This window comes from Nonomuraea monospora (assembly GCF_039531895.1).
Lineage (GTDB): Bacteria > Actinomycetota > Actinomycetes > Streptosporangiales > Streptosporangiaceae > Nonomuraea > Nonomuraea monospora.
Genome location: NZ_BAAAQX010000002.1, coordinates 292,520 through 315,233, shown reverse-complemented (window position 1 = coordinate 315,233; position 22,714 = coordinate 292,520). Strand labels below are relative to the sequence as shown.

Genomic DNA, 22,714 nt, shown 5'->3' with positions numbered 1-22,714 from the left:
TGCGCAGTAAGCCGTGCATCGGTGAAATCACCGGTCCTGTAATCAGGACATGAGCCTTACCAGTTCGACGCGGGAGCGGATGCCCAGCCGGCTGAAGATGTTCCTGAGATGGTGCTCGACGGTGCGGCGGCTGAGGAAGAGCTGCTCGGCCACCTCCTTGTTGGTGGCGCCCTCCGCGACCATGCGGGCGATCTGCAACTGCTGCGCCGTGAGCTGGCCCGTCGTCGCGTCGAGGACCGGGCGCACCGGGTCGCCCGAGGCCCGCAGCTCCGTCCTGGCCTGCTCGGTCCACAGGCGCGCGCCGTAACGCTCGAACGTCTCCAGCGCCGAGTGCAGGTGCGTCCTGGCCGCCCCCGGGCGCCGGTCGCGCCGCAGCGCGCTGCCGTACAACAGTCTGGTACGGGCCGCCTCGAACTCGTGCACGCCCTGCCCGTGCAGATCCAGCGCCTCCCTGAACAGCTCCTCCGCCTCGCCGGGCCCGGCCAGCAGCGCCCGGCAGCGGGACACCAGCGCCCGCAGGTCAGGGCTGCGCGTGCTGCCTACCCAGCGCTCCATCACCCGCAGCGCCGCCCCCGCCGCCTCATGATCGCCGGTACGCGCGCACGCCTCGATGAAGTGCGGCGTGGCCATGACCCTGATCACCACGTGGTTGCTGTTGCGGCGCTCCGCGCGCAGCCGGTTGGCCGCGTCGGCGGGACGGCCCGCCGCCAGATCCAGATACGCCAGCGCCCAGTTGCCGATCGCGCCCGCGATGCCCAGGTCGTGCGCGTCCGCCAGGTCGATGGCGGCGTCGGCGCGCACCCGGCACGTCTCCTGGTCGCCCTCCACGGCCGCCGTGATCGCCAGCCACGCCAGATGCTGCGCCGCCGTATTGAGCTGACCGGTCTCCTGCGCCAGCCGCAACCCCTGCGCGGCGGTCGCCGCCACGGCCTGGTAGCGGCCCATCCAGATCTCCGGATAGATCATGTACTCCAGGAGCTGCGGCACCGCCGAGACCGCGCCGCGCACCCGGGCCGCCTCCACGGCGCGGGCCGACAGGCGGTGCGCGGTGGCGTCCTCACCCAGCAGCATGCTCGCCACGCACGCCCACACCAGCACGGCCGGATCCCGCACCGACCCGGCCAGCTCCACCACCCGCCGCAACGGCGCCGCCGCCTCCTGGTGCGAGCCGCTGAACGTGGACGCCATGCCGGCCAGATACTCGAACATGAGCTGCGTCGGCACCGTCTCGTCAGGGCGGCGCAGCGCGGCCGCGTGGCGGGCGATCGCGATGAACGCCCGGTTGTCGCCCGCCCGGTAACTGGCGTCCGCCGCCCGCACCAGCGCGCGCACGCCCAGCATGCGGTGGCTCTCCAGCAGCCAGGTCGCCGCCGACAGCAACTCCTCGCGGGCGCTGCCCGTCTCACCGCCGAGCAGCTCCAGGCTGCCGTGCAGGAGCTGGACGTGAGCGCGCAGCTCGTCCGGGGCCGTGAGGTTACGCAGCCTGGCCAGCAGCGAACGGGCCACCTGGGGGCGTCCGGCCATCCACGCGTACCGGGCGGCGGCGGCCAGGCGCTCGCCCTTGGCCGGGTCGTGCGGGTCGGTCAGCTCGGCTGCCCGCTCCAGGGCCAGGTAGGGCTCGGGGTGGGTGTGGGCGGGGTGGGCGTCCAGGGCGGCTGCGGCCAGGTCGTCGGCCAGGGTGGCGGGCGGGCCGTCCAGCGCACAGGCCCGGTGCCAGGCGCGGCGCAGGCGCTGCGAATCACGGCCCTGCCCGCCGCCTTCCCCACTGCCCTCTCCACTGCCCTGCTCGTCGTCGCCGAGCAGGCTGGCCAGGAGGCGGTGGCCGCTGCGGCGGCGCAGGAGGGACGCGCCGTAGTACACGACGCCCCGCATGGCCGGATCCCGGAAGTCGTACCGGTCGCCCGCCGAGTGCAGGACGCCAGCCCGCTCGGCGGGCTCCAGCACCGTGAGCGCGCACGAGGGCCGGGCCGCCCGGATCAGCGTGGGCAGGTCGAGCCCCGGATCGGCGGCGATCAGCAGGAGCAGCCGCTGCGCCTCAGCGGGCAGGGCGGCGAGCCGGCGGGTGTGCTCGCGCCACAACCGCCCGCCCTTGGGCAGCGTCACGGGCGGCGCGGCCAGGCCCGCGAGCTGGTCGGGGGTGAGCGAGGCGATCAGCTCGGCCAGCGCCAGCGGGTTGCCCCTGGCGATCTGGTCGAGCGCCGCCAGCAGGTCCTCGGCGACCTTTCCCGCCGCCAGGTCCCCGGCCAGCTCCCGCACGGCGGTCGCGTCCAGCCCGCTCAGCGTCCGCGCGGGCACCCCGTCCAGCCCGCTCGCCCCGCCGGTCCTGGCCGTGAACAGCAGCGCCACCGGCTCGCCCGACACCCGCCTGGCCGCGAACGACAGCACCTGCCTGCTGTCCGCGTCCAGCAGATCGACGTCGTCCACGCAGGCCAGCACCGGCCGTTCCGCGGCCACCGCCGACAGCAGCCCGAGCACCGCCGCGGGCAGCGTCAGCCCACCGGCCCCCGTCCCTGACTCCAGCGCCGACATGAGCGCGCGCGCCTGCGCGCCGGGCAGGGACGCGGGCAGGGAGGCGGCGCCGGCGGCGACGGGACGCAGCAGGCCGTGCAGCCCGGCGTACGGCAGCCGCGACTCCGACTCCACCCCGGAGACCCGCAGCACGCGGAAGCCGGTGGCGGCGTGCGCGACGGCCAGGTCGAGCAGCGCCGTCTTGCCCATGCCGGGCGCGCCCGCCAGGAGCAGCGCTCCGCCGGAGCCGTCGCGGGCGTGGTCGAGGAGCCGGAGCAGGGCGCGTTCCTCCTCGCCCCGGCCGCGTAACAGAGGCTTGTCAGAAGACACGTCGCCAGTGTTACGCGCAGATGTCAGGACTTAAAGGGAGACCGGTGATTTCACCGATACGTGGTCGAGGGCCGTCACGACGTCAAGGACAGGGAGGGGCATAGGGGACGCCCGGCGCATGTCTGCGCCATTCGGCCTCGGTGATCGGGGTGCCGACGATGGAGCAGATGTAGGTCGCGGCGGCGGCGGGGTCGGTGTTCCAGATGCGGACGGTCCTGTCGTGGCCACTGGCGGCCAGGGTCTTGCCGTCCGGGTGGTGGGCGAGTGCGAGGACGTCTCCTGTCGGCCCGGTGAGCGTTGCGCGGAGGGTGGGCGGGTAGGGCCCGGTCATGTTCCACACCGTGATGGTGTCATCTTTGTTGGCGCTGGCCAGCGTGGTGCCGTCCGGGCTGAACTCCAGCCAGAACGGGGAGCCGACCGGACCGGTCAGCGGAGCGCTGAGACGTGCCGGCCGTTGCAGGTTCCTGACGTCCCAGAGCCAGATGGTCTTGTCGTCGTTGCCGGTGGCGAGCGTGCTGCCGTCACGGCTGAACGTGACGGCGCTGTTGACGCCGTCGGGGCCGGACAGCGGGAGCCCCAGCGGTTTCGGGTGCTTGAGGTCGGTCAGATCCCAGAGGCTCGTGGTGTAGTCACGGCTGCCCGCGGCGAGCGTCCGGCCGGACGGGCTGAAGGCCACCTGGATGATCGCGTCTTCAGGGCCATCTAGAGATGGGAGAGGCTCGGGTGTCTCCGGGTGGGTCACGTCCCAGAGATGAACCGTCTTGTCGTTACCCGCAGCGGCCAGGGTGGCCCCGTCGGGGCTGAAGACCACCGACTGGAGGTACGGGCCGGGCCCGGTCAGCGGCTCTCCGATGGTCAGGGGATGGTGAGGATTGGTCATGTCCCAGAGCTCAACCGGGCCTGTGATGCTTCCGACGGCCAGAAGGTCCTTGGCCGGGTGGAAGGCCACCGTTCCGCCGTACTGGAGACCGGCGGTGGACGCCAGCGGCTCCAGCCGGACGGGGCCCTCGCGTCCGGTCAGGTCCCAGAGCCAGACCTTTCCGTCGTCGCTTCCGGCGGCGAGGATCGTGCCGGCACGGTTGTAGGCCACGGTGAAGACGGTGCCCGCAGGGCCGGTGAGCGCCGGCCCGGGCAGGTGCCAGACGCGGGTGAATCGGTCGATGGCTGCCGTGACCAGAATCCCCTTCGGCCCGAAGGCCAGCCCTGTGACCGCTTCCGGGTGTGGCAGGACGGCGGTGGTCTGCTCGTTGCCCAGATCCCATATCCGTGCGGTGCCGTCCGCACTGCCGATGGCGAGTTCGGCGCCCGGAGGGCTGAAGACCACAGAGTTGACGGGGCCGGCCGAAGGCTCGATCTCGTGGACGACGGGCTTCGGACGTGAGATGTCCGTGGTGTCCCAGAGCCACACCTGCCCGTCTCCCGCACCGGCGGCCAAGGTCGCGCCGTTGGAGTCGAAGGCGAGCGAGAAGACGGCGCTCTCCGGGCCGGTCAGCTTCGAGCCTGTCGGCATCGGCCGCTCAGGTTCGGCGACGTCGTAGCTGCCGACGCCGCCGTCGGCACTGCCGGCGACCAGGCTGCGGCCGTCCGGGCTGAAGATCGCTGAGCGGATCGCGGAGGCCTTCTTCGACCGCCACGGCCCGGGGAATGCCGCGCTCAAGGCACTTGGATTCCGGGGGTTCGAGGTTCGCCAGAGCTGGATGGTGCCATCGGCGTTACCGGCCGCCAGCACCATGCCGTCCGAGCGGAAGGCGAGTGATTGGATGGCCTTGCCGCCTCCGTCGAGCTGGAACCCGAGCATCGCCGGCCTGGCCGGGTCGCTGACGTTCCACAGCCGGATCTTCTTGTCGCTGCCCCCGGTGGCCAGGACGGCCAGGGAAGGATGGAACGCCATGCTGAGGATGAGCCCGTCCTCATGCTTGACGTGGCCTTGAACGACCGCGTGGCGAGGGTCTGCGACGTTCTGCAGGACGGCTGCTCCGTCGGCGCCTCCGGTCGCCAGCAGGCTCCCGTCGGCGCTCAGCGCGAGCGCGGCCGAACCGGCGGGGACCAGCCCGGGGAGTCTGGTCGCCGCGTGCGTGGCCGTGGAATCGAGCAGGCTGCCGAGGGCTTGAGCCGTCGGAGCGCGTCGATAGGCGGCCAGGCTGAGCTGCATCGCCAGCGAGGCGTCGCTGCCGCGGAGCTGGGCCGCGGCGAGCGCCAGTTGCCGGGAGACGGCGTCGTTCCGCTGCCGGCCCGCCACGTCCTGCTCGTACGTTGCCCAGATGACGCCACCGATCGCGGCCACGAGGAGCGTCGCCAGGACGACGGAGAGGATCCCGTTACGGAACGCGGCCCAGGCTCGGGCGCGGTTGCTCTCGGCGAGGAACGAGCGTTCCGCGGCGTTCAGCGTCGTGTGGTGACGAGCCGTGGCCCACTGGTTCGCGCTGTCGAGCTGCTTGCGGTCGAGAAGGGCTCGCGGGCTGTTGTCGTCTCGCCAGGTACGGGCGCGGCGCCGGATGGTGTCGAACTCGACGAGACCGGCACCTTCGTCGGAGATCCAGGCACGCAGCCTGCCCCAGGTGGACAGCACCGCGGAGTTGATCCTGACCGAGCCGGCGGTGCTTCTGGTGATGCCGCGCTCTTCCACCCGTCGCAGAAGATCGTCCAGGACGGCGGAGTCCACCGGCACGGTGTCGTCGAACTCCCGGCGATCGACGGTTCCGGGCCGATATCCGGGGTCGCCGGCGTGGTCCACCGGAGTGACCATGCGCAGGAGGACTGCGGGCAGAGCGTCCTGCTGCTCCCGGCTCAGGCCGGAGAAACAGAGTTCCGCGGTCTCCTCGGGAGACGCCCGGCCGTCGCGCCGGGAACGCGGCATCGCCGGCGACGCCTGCAAGCGGTCCCGGAGCGCGTCCGTGACCTGCGCCGCCGTGGGCCGGTCTTCAGGGGTCTTGGACAGGGCGGCGGCGGCCCAAGGGCGTAACCGTTCGGGCAGGACGCTCACGTCGGGGTGGTGCGAGCGCAACGCGTCGATGACGGCTGCCGGGGCCTGGCGCTCGAACTCGTGGCGACCCGTCGCGGCGAACAGCAGCAGCGCTCCCCACGCGAACAGGTCGGCGGCGGGACGAGCCCTGTCGTCGTCGCCCGCGCTGATGAGCTCCGGGGCCAGGTAAGGCAGTGTTCCCGGCTGGCCGCCCGACTCGGTCTGCTGCTGGTCGAGCAGCCGTGCCAGGCCGAAGTCCACCACCCGAGGCCCGCTCTCGCCGATGATCACGTTTTCCGGCTTCAGGTCTCTGTGGACCACTCCGGCGGCGTGGATCGCCGCGAGCGCCGCCGCGACCGCGAACGCCAGCGCCTCCAGGGCGGGTCCGGCGAGTGCGCCGCCGTCGGCGATCAACTCACCGAGATCCGGGCCGCGGACCAGCTCGCTGACGATGTAGGCCGGCTCCCCGAGCTCGAAGGCCAGGACCTGGGCGATCCAGGGACCGGTGACCATGCTCGCCGTCTGCACCTCGCGCCGTGGCGGGCGGGGCGGCACCCCCGGGTGCAGCAGCTTCACCGCGACCGGCGCGCCGGAGGCGGTGTAGGCCTCGTACACGACGCCTTGCCCGCCGGCCCCCAGCCGGCGCCAGAGATGGTAGGCGCCGATCTGCGGCGGGTCCTGCGCGATGAGGAGATTGGCTGCCATGAAGAGACCCCTGAAGTAACGCTAGCCATTCATCGGATGCGATTTCAGGAGAGCTGCTGTCTTGACGGAAATTGTTCGGTGATGATGGATGGATGTTAGATCTGATCTATCTGTCCAGATCCAAGCTGAGCAGCTTCAAGATTCAGCGGCGTCGGCGATGGTGGAATCGCCTTCGGCCCTCCCGTGGATTCACGGTCGCTGTCCTGGGCGTGGAAATAGGCGTCGGGGAGTCGGCGCGACCGGCCGAACGCCAGGTCGAGGAGCCTGAGGAGGTGGTGGAGGAGCTCAAGAAGGCTGGACGCGGCCCGCATTCGCCTGGAGTTCCAGAACTGCGGCCAGGGCAGTGGATCAGCTTTTCCGGGCGATTCAACATGCATATCCCCGGCGACGGGAAGTTCGAGTCGGTGGTGTTCTTCCTGCAGTCCGGGGAGTCCGCGGAGGAGAACGGGATTCCGACGAGGATTCTCCTGCACGGTTCGGCCCATAATGTGCTCGGCGGCAGGCCGGATTTCGGCGATCAGGGATCGCGGATCGCGTCGAGCGGCGGGCTCTTCGAGGAGGTGGCCACGGACATGCGCCTGCAGTCCATGGTCGCTGACATGCGTGCGATCGAGGAGGCCGGCGCCGAGCCCGGCGGCTCGGAATTCGGTCTCGCGCACCGCTCCCACGACTGGTTCGAGGCAGCCGCCTGGTTCGTTGTCGAGGGCCTCGAAGGCCGGGTGAGTCCGGCGACGGCCACGTGGATGAGCGGCCTCGCCCGGGTGACCGCGGTTTGCGCGCCACTGCGCGGACGCCCGGGTCCGCGGCTGCTGATCGCCAGCCCGCTCCATGTCCACTACAGCGATCCGCGGGCTCCCTGAGGTCTCGCGCGTCGTCGTACGTCCACGGGCGCAGTGCGGCGGGCCCGGATACTCCGCCACGCGTACGAACCGATCATCCGCCGGACGACGACCGGAACCCGCCGTGACGGCGAGGAGACCCACAAGGAGGTCTCATGAACCTGTCCGCAACCGGCGTGGCCGGCCGATGATGACGATGCCCACCTGGGTGTGGGGCCAGTCGGTGGCGTGGGTGCTGGTGCACGTCCACCTGTGGGGCCGGTCATCTACCTGCTGATCCTGGTGCTTCTGGTTTTCTGGGGGCCGCCGGTGCGGGTCGGCGCGCCGCCCGACATCACGGTCGCCGGGCTCAGGATCTGATCCCCGGACGTTTCCCGGACAGCCGTCCGGACACGGCGGGCACCAGCCCCTGTGGCATGAACAGCACCACCCCGATGAGGACGAGCGCGTACACCGCGTACGACAGCACGCTCGGCGCGTACGTCGGCATGCCCGGCAGCGACGCCAGCCTGTCGAGCCCCTGCACCAGCAGCGTGATGGCGGTGGCGCCGACGACCGCGCCCCAGACGGTGCCCAGCCCGCCGACGACCGCCATCACGATGTACTGGATGGAGATGAGCACGGGGAACGAGCCGGGCGCCACGTAGCCGGTGTAGAAGCAGTAGATCCCTCCGGCGAGCCCGGCGAAGGTGGCCGACAGGGCGAAGACGACCAGTTTGTACCGGCCCACGGGGATGCCGGAGGACGCCGCGGCGATCTCGCTGGTGGCCAGGGCGCGCAGGGCGCGGCCGGGGCGGGAGGTGATCACGTTGTGGGTGACGAGCATGACCAGGGCCAGCCCGGCCCACGTCAGCCACGCGTAGACGGAGGCGCTGGTGGCCTCGAAGGAGCCGGCCGAGAACTGGGGGATACCCTGCAGCCCGATGTCGCCGCCGGTGAACTCCAGTTGCCCGGCCAGCGACAGCAGGATGAGCTGCATGGCGAGCGTGGCGAAGGCCAGGTGGTGGCCGCGCAGCCGCAGCAGGGGGACGCCGATGACGAGGGCGGAGAGCGCGGCGGCCACGGGGGCGGCCAGCAGGCCCGCCAGCGGGGGAGCGCCGCTCAGAGCCAGGAGGGCGGCGGTGTAGGCGCCGATGGCGTAGAAGGCGCCCTGGCCCAGCGACACCTGCCCGGCGTACCCCATGAGCAGCGACACCCCGACCGTGACCATGGCGGCCAGGCCGAGCAGGATGTACACGGCCAGCGCGCTGTCGTCGAGCACGGCGGGCAGGGCGAGGGTCACGACGGCGACCAGCAGCCCGGCCACGAGTCCTGGCCGGATCCTCATGTGGACTCCTGGGAGATGGCGGTGCGGCGGCCGGCCTGGACGATCATGACGACGAGCATGAGACCCAGCGCGACCTCCAGTTGGTGCGAGCCGTAGCCGTACCCGGCGGCCATGGTCTCGGCCACGCCCAGCAGCAGCGCGCCGACGAGGGTGACCACGGGACGGGTGAGCGCGCCGAAGACGGCGGCGGCGAAGCCGTTGACGATGAGGGTGACGTCGCTGTCGAACGAGATCGGCCGCAGCGGCGTGACGAGCACCCCGGCGATGCCGCCGAGCAGTCCGCCCAGCGCGAACGCCAGCAGCCCCATCCGCCGGGTGTCGATGCCGACGACGCGGGCGGCGTACGGGTTGGAGGCGCACGCGGTCAGCGCCTTGCCCAGGTAGGCGCGGCCGAAGAAGAGCGCGAGCAGCACGAACGTGGCCGCGGCCACGCCGATGACGAGCAGGTACTGGGTCTGGATGTGCGCTCCGAGCAGCGTCACCGAGCCGGTCAGGCCGGGGGCCGAGCGCGGCTGGTCGCCCCAGAGCACGATCTCCACGGCGTACGCGAGCACGCCCACGCCGAGCGTGACGATCAGCGACGACAGCGGGGTGGTGCCCGGCCTGCCGACGGCGGCCAGGCCGGTCAGCAGGCCCGCGAGGGCCGCGGCGAGCACGGCGGCCACCTCGCTGACCCCGTGCGGGACGCCCATCCCGAGCAGCGAGGACGTGCACAGCCCCGCGACCACGGCGAACATGCCCTGCGCGAAGTTGACCACGCCGGTGACCCGGTGGATGACCACCAGGCCGCTGGCGATGAGCGCGATGGCCGAGCCGACCGCCAGCCCGTTGAGCAGATAGGTGAGGAACGCGCTCACGGCTTGCCCACCCCCTCGCCGCTCACGTGATCGCCCCGCCGAGGTACGCGCTGGCCACCCGCGGGTCGTCGGCCAGCGCGGCGCTCTCCCCCTCGGTCACGACCCGCCCGGCCTCCAGCACGTACGCCCTGCGGCACAGGTCGAAGGCCAGCCGGGCGTTCTGCTCGATGAGCAGCACGGTCAGCCCCCGCGACCGGTTCAGCTCGGCCAGGTGCGCGGCCAGGTCGGCGGTGACGTTGGGGGCGAGGCCGAGTGACAGCTCGTCCACGACGAGCGCGTCGGGGCGCGACATCATGGCCCGCCCGAAGGCCACCATCTGCTGCTCGCCCCCGGACAGCACCCCGGCCCTGCGGGTGGACAGCTCGGCCAGGCGGGGGAGTAGCTCGTACACGAGGGAGGGGTCGCGCTGCCCGGAGCGCCAGCCGCCCAGCGCCAGGTTGTCGGCGACGGACAGATCGGGGAAGAGCTGGCGGCCCTCGGGGATGAGCGCCAGCCGCCCGCCGACGCGGACCGTGCCCGAGGCGGGCTTGAGCAGCCCGGCCAGGGTGTTGGCGAGCGTCGACTTGCCGGCGCCGTTCGGGCCGAGCAGGGCCACCATCTCGCCCTTGCCGACGGTGAGCGTGACGTGTTCGAGCGCGGTCGCGGTGCCGTACGAGACCACCAGCTCGTTGACGTCGATCATGAGGCCTGTCCGAGGTAGGCGGCCAGCACGAGCGGGTCGGCGCGCACCTCGGCGGGCGGGCCGTCGGCGATGACCTGGCCCAGGTCGAGCACCACGACGCGGTCGGCCAGCCGGGTCACGAACGCCACGTCGTGCTCGATGAGCAGGATCGTCAGCCCGTCGGCGCGCAGCTCTTCGACCAGTGTCGCGAGCCGTTCGCGCTCCTCGCCGCGCAGCCCGGACGCGGGCTCGTCGAGCAGCAGCAGCCGGGGCCGCGCGCACAGGGCGCGGGCCAGTTGCAGCGCCCGCTGCTGGCCGATCGGCAGCCGGTCGGCGGGCCGGTCGGCCCACTCGGCGAGCCCCACCCGCTGCAGGGCGATGGCGGCGTCGGCGGCGATCTCACGCTCGTCGGCCCGGTGCCGGGGCAGCCGCAGCGCGGCGGAGACGAACCCGGCCCTGGTGTGCCCGTGCGCCCCCACCCTGACGTTCTCCTCGACCGTCATGCCGCGGAACACCCGGGCCGCCTGGAAGACGATCGACATGCCGAGCCGGGCCCTGCGGTGCGGCGCGAGCCGGTCCACCCGCTGCCCGAGGAAGGAGATGCGGCCGTGCTCGGCGGCCAGATGCCCGGTGATCAGGTTGAACAGGGTGGACTTGCCGGCGCCGTTCGGGCCGATGACGCCGCAGACCTCGCCGTCCGCGACGCTCAGCGAGACGTCGCGGACGGCGTAGACGCCCCCGAAGGAGCGGGAGACCCCGGTGACGGTCAGCACGCGCCCTACCCCTGCGCGTTGACGGTCTTGGTGAGCTGCTCCTTGGCCCATGGGGTGGGGACGAACTGACCGTTCTGCACCGTGTTGACCGAGATGAACTCGGGCGACAGCCCGGAGTGGTCGGTGGGGGAGTAGCGGAAGCGGCCGTTCGGGGTGATCAGGTCCATGGCCTCCAGGGCCTGCTGGATCTTGGTCTTGTCGGTGCTGTTCGCCTTCCTGATCGCCTCGAACAGCAGCAGCGAGGCGCTATAGCCGTCCTGGGCGAACTGCGGCGGCGGGTAGCCGTGCTTCTGCTCGTACGGCGTCGCCATCTGGTCGATGACCTGCTTCTGCTTGCCGTCGGGCAGATGGTCGCCGACCACGCCGATCGCGCTCTGCACGGTCATGCCCTCGGCCTGGGCGCCCATCGGCTCCAGCCACAGCTTGCTGGCCTGCGAGGCGGTCAGGAACAGCGGCGTCTTGAGCCCCGAGGCGGCGTACTGCTTGGCGGCCGTCACGCCGGGCGCGCCCGAGCCCCAGAACACCAGCGCCTCGGCCTTGGACTCGCGCACGTGGGTGAACACGGGGCTGAAGTCGGAGGTGGTGGTCTCGTACGGCTCGTCCACGGCGATCGTCACGCCGTACTTGGGGGCCAGCGCGACCATGGACTTGTGGCCGGAGACCGAGTAGGCGCTCTTGGAGTCCCACGCCACGGCGATCGTCTTGATGCCCTCGGCCTGGATGTACTGGAGGTAGCGCTCGGCGTACATGCTGGACAGGGCGGGGGTGACGAAGATGTAGGACTTGATCGGCTCGACCTGCTCCTGCGCGGGGGCCAGTGAGAGGTAGGGCATCTTGTCGCGCTGCGCGAGCGGCTCGACGGCCAGCGCCGAGTTGGAGAACACCGGGCCGATCAGCGCGTCGATCTCGCCCTTGATCTGGTTGTAGGCCACGATGCCCTGGTCGGGGGCGGTCTTGTCGTCGCGCGTGACCAGCTCGACCTTGCGGCCCAGCAGGCCGCCCTGCGCGTTGACCTGCTCGACGGCCAGCTCCACGGCCTTCTTGTCCTCGCTGCCGAGCGGCGTGTAGTTGCCGGTGAGGGAGACGATGAGGCCCACCTTGATCGGGTCCGATTGGCCGCCGCTCGACCCGCCCCCGCCTCCGCCGCACGCCGTCGCCGCCAGCAACAGGCAGACCAGGGATGGAAGAAACCTGCGCATCAGGACCTCCTGGGCCGGGTGGCCCCAAAAGTAGGCAGGTACATTACGGCTGTCAATAGAGTGCCTAATATCCGGAGACAAGCTGTTATGAGGCCGCAATCGGTGATTCTCACCTTCCTCGGGGACCACGTATACGGGCGCGGAGTCTGCGTCTCGTCGCGGAGTTTCATCGACGCCTTCGGCAAGGTGGGCATCTCGGAGGAGGCCACCCGCTCGACGCTGACCCGGATGGTGCGCCGCGGGCTGCTGCGCCGGCAGCGCTCGGGCCGGCGCATGTTCTTCGGGCTCACCCCGACCAGCGTGGAGGTGCTCAAGGACGGCGAGCGCCGCCTGTGGCACAGCGGCGTGGTCAACGACGCCGACGAGGACAGATGGACGCTGATCGGCTTCTCGCTGCCCGAGTCGTGGCAGCGGCAACGCCACGAGCTGCGCTCGCGGCTGGTGTGGGCGGGGTTCGGGCCGCTGCAGAACGGGCTGTGGATCGCTCCAGGCGAGGTGGACGCCACGGGCGTGATCGAGGACCTGGGCGCCAACGTCAAGGTGTTCGCCGCCGAGCCGCGCCGGCCCACCGACATGCAGACCCTGGTCGGTGAGGCCTACGACCTGGCCGGGCTGGGCGAGCGGTACCGGGGGTTCCTGGGCCGCTGGGACCGGGCCGACCCCGCCCCAGAGGCGCCCGACGACCTGGCGCGGTCGCTGATGCTGCTGACCGGCTGGCTGCAGCTCATCAGGACCGACCCGCGGCTGCCGCTGCGGTACCTGCCGCACGACTGGCCCGCCGAGAAGGCGCAGCGGGTATGCCACACGCTGCACGAGCGGTTCAGGCCGGAGGCGGAGCGGATCGTCGCCGGGCTGCTCGACACCGTTCCCGACGAAAGTTGGGCAGAACGGTGACAGCAATCGCATATTGGCCTAACTTGGGGTCCGGGAGTCGCCGAATGCGTAATCAGGGGATTGGCTCGTGGCCGGCACGCAGGGCACGCATGACGCCCGACAGGGTCGCGCTGTCGTACAAGGGGCACCACTACACCTACCGTGACCTGCGCGAACGGGTGAACAGGCTGGCGTCCGCGCTCGGCGTGCGGCGCGGCGACCGGGTCGCGTTCCTCGGGGCCAACCAGCCCGCGATGGTGGAGACGCTCTTCGCGGCGGGCCTGCTGGGGGCCGTGTTCGTGCCGCTCAACACCCGGCTGGCCGGGCCGGAGCTGCGCCACATCCTGGACGACGCCGAGCCCGCGCTGCTCGTGCTGGGCGAGGAGCGGGACGGCGAGGGACTGCCGGGACGGCACCTGCGGGCCGACGGCTACGAGACGCTGATCGCGTCCGGCTCGCCCGAGCCGATCGACGAGCCGGTCAGCCAGGACGACGTGTGCCTGATCATGTACACCTCGGGCACCACGGGCAGGCCCAAGGGCGCCATGCTCACCCACGGCAACCTCACCTGGAACACCGTCAACCTGCTCGTGGACGTGCCGCTGGGGCACGACGAGGTGGCGCTGATCGGCGCGCCGCTGTTCCACATCGCGGCGATGGGGCAGGCGCTGATCCCGGCGATGCTGAAGGGCGGGCGGGCCATCCTGGAGCCGGGGTTCGACGTGGAGCGCACGTTCGACCTGATCGAGGCGGAGCGGGTGACGCTGATCGCCGGGGTGCCGACGATGTTCCAGTTCCTCGCGGCCTCGCCGCGCTGGGCGGGCGCCGACCTGTCGAGCCTGCGGCACCTGCTGTGCGGGGGAGCGCCGGTGCCCGAGCCGCTGATCCAGGCCTACCTCCAGCGCGGGCTGACGTTCATGCAGGGGTACGGCATGACGGAGACCGCGCCCGGCGCGCTCTTCCTCGGCGCCGACCGCTCCGCCGCCAAGGCCGGCACCGCCGGGGTGCCGTGCTTCTTCTCGGACGTGCGGCTCGTCGCCTCCGACGGCTCGCCCGCCGCCCCCGGCGAGCCGGGCGAGCTGTACGTGCAGGGCCCCAACGTGATGCCCGGCTACTGGCGGCGCCCGGAGGAGAGCGCCGAGGTCCTGTCGGCCGACGGCTGGTTCCGCTCGGGGGACGTCGGGGTCGCCGACGAGGACGGGTACGTGCGCATCTCCGACCGCGTGAAGGACATGATCATCTCCGGCGGGGAGAACATCTACCCGGCCGAGGTGGAGAGCGCGCTGTACGAGCACGCGGCCGTCGCCGAGTGCGCCGTGATCGGCGTGCCCGACGAGAAGTGGGGCGAGGTGGGCAAGGCCCTGGTCGTGCTCAGACCCGGCGCGACAGGCTCCGCCGACGAACTGCTGAAGCACCTGGACGGCCGCCTGGCCCGCTACAAAGTCCCGAAATATCTGGAATTCGTGCCCGAACTGCCTAAGAACGCGGCGGGCAAGCTCCTCAAGGCCCCGCTGAGAAAGCTCTACGGAGGATGATCCATCATGCGTACCTCACCGCCCTTCCGCGCCGACCACGTCGGCAGCCTGCTCCGCCCCGCCGAACTGCTGCGCGCCCGCGAGACCCTCACAGGTGAGGCGCTGCGCGAGGCCGAGGACGCGGCGATCAGGGACGTGGTGCGCAAACAGCGGGACGCCGGCCTCCAGAGCGCCACCGACGGCGAGTTCCGCCGGGCCTCCTGGCACATGGACTTCATCTACCGCTTGCAGGGCATCGGCCAGGCCGCCGACGAGCACATCACGGTCCGCTTCCACAACGCGGCGGGCGACCTCGAATACACCCCGGCGGCGCTGCGCGTGCACGACCGGATCCGGCTGACCGAGCCGATCTTCGCCGACGACTTCACGTTCCTGCGCGAGAGCGTCTCCGGCGGGGTCACCCCCAAGCTGACCATCCCGTCGCCCAGCATGGTCCACTACCGGGGCGGCCCCGCCGCCATCGACCCGCAGGTCTACCCGGACGTTGAGGAGTTCTGGCGCGACCTGAGCGCCGCCTACGCCGAGCAGGTACGCAGGATCGGCGCGCTGGGCTGCACCTACCTGCAGTTCGACGACACCAGCCTGGCCTATCTGAACGACCCGTCGCAGCGCGCGGAGATGGCCGAGCGCGGCGACGACGCCGACCACCTGCACCTGCGCTACATCAAGCAGATCAACGCCGCGCTCGCCGCCAAGCCGGCGGGCATGACGATCACCACGCACATGTGCCGGGGCAACTTCCGCTCCTCCTGGGTCGCCTCAGGAGGCTACGACTTCGTGGCCGAGGCGCTGTTCAACGAGCTGCAGGTGGACGGGTTCTTCCTGGAGTTCGACGACGAGCGGTCGGGCGGCTTCGAGCCGCTGCGGTTCGTGCCGCCGGGGAAGACGGTGGTACTCGGGCTGGTCACGACCAAGCGGGGCGAGCTGGAGTCGAAGGACGCGCTCAAGCGGCGCATCGACGAGGCGGCCAAGTTCGTCGACCTGGACCAGCTCTGCCTGTCGCCGCAGTGCGGCTTCTCCTCCACGGTGGAGGGGAACGAGCTGACCGAGGAGCAGCAGTTCGCCAAGATCCGGCTGATCGTCGAGACGGCTCAGGAGGTCTGGGGCTGAAGCACCCTGCCGAGGAAGCTCCGGACGGTCTCGGTGAGCCGCTGCCGGTGCTCCGACAGCGCGTGGTCGGCGGGCCACTCGTGATGCTCTGCCCCCTGGTACGCCTGCACCAGCGGCCGGTGGTGCAGCTCAGCCGGTGACACCGGGTCGTCGGGGCTGCCGATCAGCAGCACCGGCCGCCCGGCGAGCCGGGGCGCCAGGCCGTCCAGGCTCCACCGCTCGCCCGCCCGTTCCATCTCCGCCACCAGCGCCTCGCCACTCGTCCCGCGCAAGGGCAGCAGGTCCTCCCCGAACGCCTCGACGTAGCGGGCGCGGGCCTGCGGGGTCAGCGAGCGGGCCACCGCGCCGAAGTCGAACCCCGCCACCGACACCACGGCCGAGATGGACGGGTCGGCGGCGGCCGTCATCAGCGCGGCGAACCCGCCCGCGCTGTGCCCGAACAGCGCCAGCCTGCCGGGGTCGAGCCGGTGTGCGGCGGCGAACGGCTCGGCCCGCACGGCGCGGGCCACGGCGGCGGCGTCCTCCAGCACGTTCGCCCACGACCAGGCGCCGCCCATGCCCCAGGAGCCCCGATAGTGGAAGGCGATCGCGGCGTAGCCGGCCGACCGCAGCGCCTGGGCCACGTCCAGGCTGCGCTCGTTGCCGGGGAAGCCCTGCAGGAACAGCACGACGGGGTGCGGGCCTGGACCGGACGGCAGGTGCAGCAGGCCCGCGAGCGGGACGCCGCCGCTCTCGAAGGTCACGGCGGGGGTGGCGGCTCGCATGATGATCCTCCTTAGATCGAACCGATCGGTACGATAGCAGGGATCGTACCGCTGAGTACCATCTAGGGGTGCCTGTACCGAAGGGAACCAGCCTCGACCCGGAGCGGACCCGCGCCACCATCATCGACACGGCCATGCCGATCCTGTACGAACGCGGGCTCGACGGCGTCGGGGTGGCCGAGCTGTGCGGTGCCGTCGGGGTGTCGAAGGAGACGCTCTACCGGCACTTCGGGTCCAAGGAAGGGCTCATCGAGGCGGTACTCGAAGCGCGTAGCGAGCGGGTCACGCGGTGGCTGGCGGCTGCCGTGGAGGCGGCCGGCCCGGATCCGGCCGCGCAAATCAGTGCCGTGTTCGACGCGCTGGGGGAGTGGCACGGGGAGCCCTCGTTCCGGGGGTGCGCGTTGCTCAACGCCGCCGCTCAGCATCATGGCGCGCCTGAGCTGGACATGGCGGGGCGGCATCTTGAGCGGCGGCTGGGGCTGCTGACGTCCATCGCCGCAGGGGCCGGGGTGGCCGAGCCTGGGGAGCTGGCCCGGCAGTGGCTCGTCCTGGTGACCGGCTGCACCGTGGTGGCCGACCAGCACCCCGGCACCCGGCACGCGGCGCGGCTGGCCCGCGAGGCGGCGCTGGCCCTGCTCGCGGCGGCCCGCCCCACCCCTGAAGGACCTTAGCCCGCCACGGCGCCGCCGGTCGGACTGCGGTCGGGTGGCGCGCGGGGCGGTGCCGTGGGCGGGGCGGTCGCGTGACGGGTGCCCGGCCGGCGTCGCGGTCAGAGGGTGACGACCGAGGCGGTGTGGCGGGCGCGTTCGGCGGCCCAGACGACCCGGTGCGTCATCAGGCTCTCCGCCGCGTCCGACCGCAGCGACGACGCGTCCCCCGAGGCGACCGCCGCCAGGAAGGCGTCCGTCAGCCCCTCGTCCCCGCCCCCGTGCCCGTCCGCCGCGGAAGGCCCCGCCAGGTCCTGGGTGTGCACGGTCTCCTCGGCCCCTGTGCGGAAGTCCACCACCCGCAGGCTGAGCCCGTCGCCGTCGATGTAGCCGTGGGTGCCGAACAGCCGGGTGCGCCGGTGCTCCAGCGGGGTGAACGCGCTCATCGTGAACGAGCAGGTGGCCCCGTCGTCGAACTCCATGACCACCTCCTGGTGGTCCACCACGTCGTTGTCGCACGCGTACACGCACCGCCCGTAAGGCCCGGTGCGCAGGGCGTCGAGCACCGCCTCCTCGGTGCGCCCCGGCGTGACCGCCGACAGCGGCCAGAACTCGCTCTCCGGATCACCGAGGCAGCCCAGGTAGAGGCGCGGCGCCGAGTACGGGCACGACGGCTCAAGGGGGCAGTCGAGGCACCGGTCGGCGGCCTCGGCGGGCCGTTCCGAGGCGCGGAAGTGCGACAGGGAGCCGAACGACGAGACGCGGACGGGCGGCCGGCCGAACAGGTGGACCAGCCAGTCGATGTCGTGGCACGCCTTGGCCAGCAGCATGGGCGCCGAGGTGTCCTGGCGGCGCCAGTGGCCGCGCACGAAGGAGTGCGCCTGGTGCCACCAGCCGACCGACTCCAGGTGCTGCACGCTGACGAGCCGCCCGATCCGTCCCGCGTCCAGCAGGTCCTTGACCACCCGCGTGTACGGCGTGTACCGCAGCACGTGGCAGACCGCCAGCATGATGCCGTTGCGCCGGGCCGCGTCGGCGATCATGACGGACTCCTCCTCGTCCGTCGCCATCGGCTTCTCCAGGAGAATGTGGTAACCGAGGTCGGCCAGCGTGACCGCGGGATCGGTGTGCAGCCGGTCGTGGGTGGCGATGATCGCGGCGTCCGCGAGCCGTCCCGCCGCCGCCAGCGCCTTCCAGTCGTCGTACGCCCGCTCCGGCCGGATCCCGAACTCCGCCTCGAACGCGGCCCGTCGCCCCGGGTCGGGCTCGGCCACCGCCACCACCCGTCCCGCGCCCGTGGCGTGCGCGTGGCGCGCGTAGGTCAGCCCTCGCAGGCCCCCGCCGACGACGGCTAGAGTCACCTCAGTCATGGAACCTTCCCCGAAGAAATATCATGGAGAGCATCATTATTCGGTCTGAGAAAGCGGACAGCAAGGGGTGCCGATGGCCGCGGAGCTGAGCGGCGGTGACCTGTCACGGCTGCGGCAGCTCAACGCGCTGGCCGTGATCAAGGTGCTCCAGGGCCAGCCGTCGCTCACCCTCACCGAGGTCGCCAAGCGCACCGGCCTGTCGCGGGCCTCCACCGAGGACGTGGTGCGCGAGCTGCTGCAGAAGGGCTGGGTGGCGGAGGCGGGCGCCACGGCGGGCGGGGTGGGCCGCCCGGCCAGGCGCTACCGGTTCAGGGCCGACGCGGGCCTGGTGCTGGGCGTCGACATCGGCGGGCACAAGATCCGCGCGGTGCTCGCCGACCTCGACGGGAACGTGCGGCACACCGCCCGCGTGCCCGTCACGCCGGAGATGGGCAGGCTCGAACGCCTGGAGGCGGTGGACCGGGCCGTCGAGGAGTCACTGGCGGGCGCCGGGCTGACCGGCGACGACGTGTGGGCCTCAGGCGTCGGCACGACGGGCCTGGTGGACGGCTCCGGAAAGGTGATGCTGTCGGAGGCGCTGCCCGAGTGGACCGGCGTGGACCTGGCCGCGCACGTGCGCCGCCTGGCCCCGGCCCCCGTACTGGTCGAGAACGACAGCAAGCTCGCCGCACTGGCCGAGTGCTGGCGCGGCGTGGCCCGCTACGCCAAGGACATGGTGTTCCTGCTGGCCGGCCTGCGCACCGGCGCGGGCCTGGTGATCGACGGCAAGCTGCACAGGGGCTTCGGCAACGCGTCCGGCGAGATCGGCGCGCTGCCGGTGCTGGGCTGGATCCGCGCCCAGGAGCACCTCGGCGGCGAGGCGGGCGACGTGTTCGCCGCCGCGCGGGAGGGCGACAAGGCCGCGCTCGCGGCGGTGCGCAGGTACGTCAAGGATCTCGCGCTCGGCGCGTCCGCGCTGGTCCTGACGCTGGACCCGCAGATGGTCGTGGTCGGCGGCGGCTTCTCACGCTCGGCCGACGTGCTGATCGAGCCGCTCAGGCGGGAGCTGGACCGGTGGTGCATCCGCACGCCCGAGGTGCGCATGTCGGCGCTCGGCGACGAGGCCGTGGTGCTCGGCGCCGTCCGCCTCGCGCTCGACGACGTGGAGGAACGCCTCCTCGACGGCCGGACCCCTCTGGTGAGCCGCCCGTGAGGGTTCTGTAACACACCCACTCTTGCCAATAATTTCCATGGACTCCATCATTACTCCCACGTTCTAGGAGAGGACCGGGAGATGTGGAAGTCGGCACGGAGCGGTGCGGCGCTCCTCTGCGTGGCACTGCTCGCCTCCGCGTGCGGCGGCGGTGAGCAGGCCGGCACGGACACGCAGCCTGAGAAGAGGGTGAAGCTGTCCTACGGCGTCTGGGACGCCACCCAGCAGGCGGTCATGCAGGAACTGGCCGAGGAGTTCACCAAGACCTACCCGAGCATCACCGTGGACGTCCAGCTCACCCCCTGGGTCGACTACTGGACGAAGATGAAGGCCGCGGTCAGCGGCGGCGCGGCGCCTGACGTCTTCTGGATGAACGGCCCCAACTTCCAGCTCTACGCCTCCAACGGTGTGATCAAGCCGATCGAGGAGCAGATCGACACGTCCGTCTACCCCAAGGCCCTGGTGGACCTCTACACCTACGAGGGCAAGCTGTACGGGCTGCCGAAGGACATGGACACGGTGGGCGTCTGGTACAACAAGACGCTCTTCGACGCCGCCAAGGTGAAGTATCCAGCCGACGACTGGACCTGGGCCGACTTCAACGCGGCAGCCGCCAAGCTCACCGACCCCGATAAGGGCGTCTACGCGGTCGGCGCGCAGCTCGCGAGCTTCCAGGAGTACCAGTACAACACGATCTACCAGGCCGGCGGCTACGTGATCACCCCGGACGGCAAGCAGTCCGGCTACGCCGACCCCAAGACGGTCGCGGGCCTGAAGTTCTGGACCGACCTCATCGCCGCCAAGCAGTCGCCCGACCTGAAGACCATGACCGACACCGCCCCGCTGCAGCTCTTCGAGGCCGGCAAGCTGGCGATGTACTGGGGCGGGTCCTGGAACGTGGCCGAGTTCGGCAAGAACGACTACACCAAGGACAAGGTGGACGTGGCCCCGCTGCCCAAGGGCGAGAAGCAGGCCACGATCATCCACGGCGTCGCCAACGTCGTGTCGGCCAAGACCGAGCACCCGGCCCAGGCGGCGGCGTTCGTCAAGTTCCTCGGCTCCAAGCAGGCCGCCGACATCCTCGGCAAGAAGGGCCCGATCCCCGCCTACAACGGCACCCAGCAGGACTGGGTCAAGGCCCACCCCGAGTGGAAGCTGCAGACGTTCCTGGACGCGGTCGCCTACGCGGTGCCGTACCCCGTCTCCAAGAACACCGCCGCCTGGCAGGAGGCCGAGCTCACCCACCTGACCAAGGCCTGGACCGGTGAGGTGCCGGTGGACAAGGCCGCCGCGGACCTGGCGACGGCGATGAACGACCTGCTGGCCAAGGAATGACGCGCAGGAAACACGTGGCGAGCCGCAAACCGTGGACCGAGGCCCTGTGGGGGTACGCGTTCATCGCCCCCACCGGGCTCGGCCTGGCGATCTTCTACCTGTGGCCCGTCCTGCAGACCGCCTACTTCTCCTTCACCGAGTGGGGCGTGTTCGGCGGGCACACCTGGACGGGCCTGGACAACTACACCCGTCTGATCAGCGACCCCGAGGTGGGGCAGGCGGTGCTCAACACGCTCACCTACACCGTGCTGGGCCTGCTCGGCATCCCGCTGGCGATCGTGTTCGCCGCGCTGCTCAACCGGCCGGGGCTGGGCGGCGTGACGCTGTACCGCACGGCGTTCTTCCTGCCCGTGGTGACCATGCCGGTCGCGGTCGCGATGCTCTGGCGCTGGCTCTACAACGGCGACTACGGCCTGATCAACCAGGTGCTCTCGCTCGCCGGCATCGACGGCCCCAACTGGATCGCCGACCCGGCCACCGCCCTGTACGCGCTGATCGTGGTGGGCGTCTGGAGCAGCGTCGGCTACAACCTGATCATCTTCCTGGCCGGCATGCAGGCCATCCCCAAGGAGTTGTACGAGGCGGCGTCCATGGACGGGGCCGGCCGCGTCCGCCAGTTCTTCAGCATCACGCTGCCGATGTTGTCGCCGACCGCGTTCTTCATCTCGATCGTCTCGGTGATCGGCTCGCTGCAACTGTTCGACCTGGTCTTCGTGATGACCGGCTCAGGGCAGGCGGCGCGGGCCAACCCGGCGTACACGCGGCTGCAGACCGTCGTGCAGCTCTTCTACGAGCGCGCGTTCGTGACCAACGACCGCGGCTACGCCGCCGCCATCGTGATGGCGCTGCTGCTGCTCATCGCGGTGCTGACGATCCTGCAGTTCCGGCTCCAGCGCAGGTGGGTGCACTATGTCTGAGCGTCGCCCGCTGGGCGTGCACGCCGTACTGATCGTCTCGTCGCTGCTGATGGTGGCGCCGTTCGCCTGGCAGATCATCACCTCGCTCAAGACGCTGAGCAGCGCCACCGCGGTGCCGCCGACGTTCCTGCCCGAGGGCCGCTGGGACAACTACGCGAAGGTCTTCGACCTTCTGCCGTTCGGCGAGCAGTTCCTCAACACCGCGGTGATGGCCGCGGGGCGGGTGGCCGGGCAGGTGCTGTTCTGCTCGATGGCCGCCTACGCCTTCGCCCGGCTCCGCTTCCCCGGCAGGAACCTGCTGTTCGGCCTGTTCCTGTCGGTGCTCATGGTGCCGCCGCAGCTCTTCGTGATCCCGCAGTACCAGATCATGTCCGCGCTGGGCTGGCTGAACAGTCTCCAGGCGATCATCGTGCCGGGCCTGTTCAGCGCGTTCGGGGTGTTCCTGCTGCGGCAGTTCTTCCTCGGCCTGCCGCGCGAGATCGAGGAGGCGGCGCGGCTGGACGGCGCGGGCCCGTGGCGGATCTACTGGTCGATCATGCTGCCGCTGGCCAGGCCAGGGCTGGTCGCGCTGGCCGTCCTGACGCTGCTGTGGGCGTGGAACGACCTGTTCTGGCCGCTGGTGGTGAACACCGACCCGGAGAAGATGACGCTGTCAGCCGGGCTGGCCGCGCTCCAGGGGCAGTACCAGACCGACTATCCGGTGCTGATGGCCGGCTCGCTGATCGCCTCGCTGCCGGTGATCGCGGTGTTCGTCTTCCTGCAGCGGCAGTTCATCCAGGGCATCGCCCACACCGGGACGAAGGGCTGAGC

The 22,714-nt window shown here is 71.3% G+C and carries 18 protein-coding genes; 9 read left to right on the top strand and 9 right to left on the bottom strand.

The window, feature by feature from the left end; translation table 11 throughout:
* Nucleotides 1–42: 42 nt before the first annotated feature.
* Nucleotides 43–2,838, bottom strand: a complete 2,796-nt coding sequence (locus tag ABD331_RS04740) for a helix-turn-helix transcriptional regulator (RefSeq protein ID WP_344471007.1) — start codon at nt 2,836–2,838, stop codon at nt 43–45.
* An 82-nt stretch (nt 2,839–2,920) separates the two neighbouring features.
* A complete protein-coding gene (locus tag ABD331_RS04735) occupies nt 2,921–6,505 on the bottom strand; it encodes a protein kinase domain-containing protein (protein WP_344471006.1) in 3,585 nt (1,194 codons plus the stop codon).
* Nucleotides 6,506–6,597: 92 nt separating this feature from the next.
* On the opposite strand from ABD331_RS04735, the gene ABD331_RS04730 reads away from it, so the two are divergent.
* Complete coding sequence (locus ABD331_RS04730) at nt 6,598–7,365, top strand: SAVMC3_10250 family protein (RefSeq protein WP_344471005.1); 768 nt, start codon at nt 6,598–6,600, stop codon at nt 7,363–7,365.
* Between the two features lie 328 nt (nt 7,366–7,693).
* Here the strand turns inward: ABD331_RS04730 and ABD331_RS04725 are convergent, their stop codons facing one another.
* From ABD331_RS04725 to ABD331_RS04705, 5 genes are read right to left on the bottom strand one after another with little or no spacing between them, the layout of a single operon-like run.
* Complete coding sequence (locus ABD331_RS04725) at nt 7,694–8,671, bottom strand: branched-chain amino acid ABC transporter permease (RefSeq protein WP_344471003.1); 978 nt, start codon at nt 8,669–8,671, stop codon at nt 7,694–7,696.
* Entirely contained in the window at nt 8,668–9,528 is an 861-nt protein-coding gene (locus ABD331_RS04720) for a branched-chain amino acid ABC transporter permease (protein WP_344471002.1), read from the bottom strand. The genes ABD331_RS04725 and ABD331_RS04720 overlap by 4 nt, the downstream gene beginning before the upstream one ends.
* Before the next feature lie 22 nt (nt 9,529–9,550).
* Nucleotides 9,551–10,210 carry an ABC transporter ATP-binding protein gene (locus ABD331_RS04715; protein ID WP_344471001.1) on the bottom strand — a complete coding sequence of 220 codons (660 nt, stop codon included), beginning with the start codon at nt 10,208–10,210 and terminating at the stop codon, nt 9,551–9,553.
* A complete protein-coding gene (locus tag ABD331_RS04710; protein WP_344471000.1) occupies nt 10,207–10,962 on the bottom strand; it encodes an ABC transporter ATP-binding protein in 756 nt (251 codons plus the stop codon). Before ABD331_RS04710 ends, ABD331_RS04715 begins: the two co-directional genes overlap by 4 nt.
* Nucleotides 10,963–10,967: 5 nt before the next feature.
* The gene (locus tag ABD331_RS04705) at nt 10,968–12,161 is read right to left on the bottom strand and encodes an ABC transporter substrate-binding protein (protein ID WP_344470999.1); all 1,194 of its coding nucleotides are present in this window, start codon (nt 12,159–12,161) and stop codon (nt 10,968–10,970) included.
* Nucleotides 12,162–12,248: 87 nt separating this feature from the next.
* Here ABD331_RS04705 and ABD331_RS04700 point away from each other — a divergent pair, with 87 nt between their 5' ends.
* The 3 genes from ABD331_RS04700 (at nt 12,249) to ABD331_RS04690 (ending at nt 15,679) form a co-directional block, all read left to right on the top strand.
* Nucleotides 12,249–13,055 (top strand): PaaX family transcriptional regulator, encoded by an 807-nt coding sequence (locus ABD331_RS04700; protein ID WP_344470998.1) that lies wholly within the window; start codon nt 12,249–12,251, stop codon nt 13,053–13,055.
* Nucleotides 13,056–13,144: 89 nt separating this feature from the next.
* On the top strand, nt 13,145–14,569 hold the full coding sequence (locus ABD331_RS04695) for an acyl-CoA synthetase (protein WP_344470997.1): 1,425 nt from the start codon (nt 13,145–13,147) through the stop codon (nt 14,567–14,569).
* A 6-nt stretch (nt 14,570–14,575) separates the two neighbouring features.
* Nucleotides 14,576–15,679, top strand: a complete 1,104-nt coding sequence (locus ABD331_RS04690; protein ID WP_344470996.1) for a 5-methyltetrahydropteroyltriglutamate--homocysteine S-methyltransferase — start codon at nt 14,576–14,578, stop codon at nt 15,677–15,679.
* On the opposite strand, the gene ABD331_RS04685 is transcribed toward ABD331_RS04690, so the two are convergent.
* Nucleotides 15,661–16,443: an alpha/beta hydrolase family protein gene (locus ABD331_RS04685; RefSeq protein WP_344470995.1), complete on the bottom strand. Its 783-nt coding sequence runs from the start codon at nt 16,441–16,443 to the stop codon at nt 15,661–15,663. The two genes, ABD331_RS04690 and ABD331_RS04685, sit on opposite strands and share 19 nt — an antisense overlap.
* 68 nt (nt 16,444–16,511) lie before the next feature.
* Here ABD331_RS04685 and ABD331_RS04680 point away from each other — a divergent pair, with 68 nt between their 5' ends.
* Nucleotides 16,512–17,114 carry a TetR/AcrR family transcriptional regulator gene (locus ABD331_RS04680; RefSeq protein WP_344470994.1) on the top strand — a complete coding sequence of 201 codons (603 nt, stop codon included), beginning with the start codon at nt 16,512–16,514 and terminating at the stop codon, nt 17,112–17,114.
* A gap of 98 nt (nt 17,115–17,212) precedes the next feature.
* Here ABD331_RS04680 and ABD331_RS04675 read toward each other — a convergent pair whose 3' ends face one another.
* A complete protein-coding gene (locus tag ABD331_RS04675) occupies nt 17,213–18,460 on the bottom strand; it encodes a Gfo/Idh/MocA family protein (RefSeq protein WP_344470993.1) in 1,248 nt (415 codons plus the stop codon).
* A gap of 73 nt (nt 18,461–18,533) precedes the next feature.
* Between ABD331_RS04675 and ABD331_RS04670 the strand changes: the two genes are divergently transcribed.
* From ABD331_RS04670 to ABD331_RS04655, 4 genes are all read left to right on the top strand, one after another.
* Nucleotides 18,534–19,652 carry an ROK family transcriptional regulator gene (locus tag ABD331_RS04670; protein WP_344470992.1) on the top strand — a complete coding sequence of 373 codons (1,119 nt, stop codon included), beginning with the start codon at nt 18,534–18,536 and terminating at the stop codon, nt 19,650–19,652.
* Between the two features lie 81 nt (nt 19,653–19,733).
* Nucleotides 19,734–20,987, top strand: coding sequence for an ABC transporter substrate-binding protein (locus tag ABD331_RS04665; RefSeq protein WP_344470991.1), 1,254 nt, complete (start codon nt 19,734–19,736; stop codon nt 20,985–20,987).
* A gap of 14 nt (nt 20,988–21,001) precedes the next feature.
* The gene (locus ABD331_RS04660; RefSeq protein ID WP_344470990.1) at nt 21,002–21,904 is read left to right on the top strand and encodes a carbohydrate ABC transporter permease; all 903 of its coding nucleotides are present in this window, start codon (nt 21,002–21,004) and stop codon (nt 21,902–21,904) included.
* Complete coding sequence (locus tag ABD331_RS04655) at nt 21,897–22,712, top strand: carbohydrate ABC transporter permease (protein WP_344470989.1); 816 nt, start codon at nt 21,897–21,899, stop codon at nt 22,710–22,712. The genes ABD331_RS04660 and ABD331_RS04655 overlap by 8 nt, the downstream gene beginning before the upstream one ends.
* Nucleotides 22,713–22,714 lie beyond the last annotated feature (2 nt).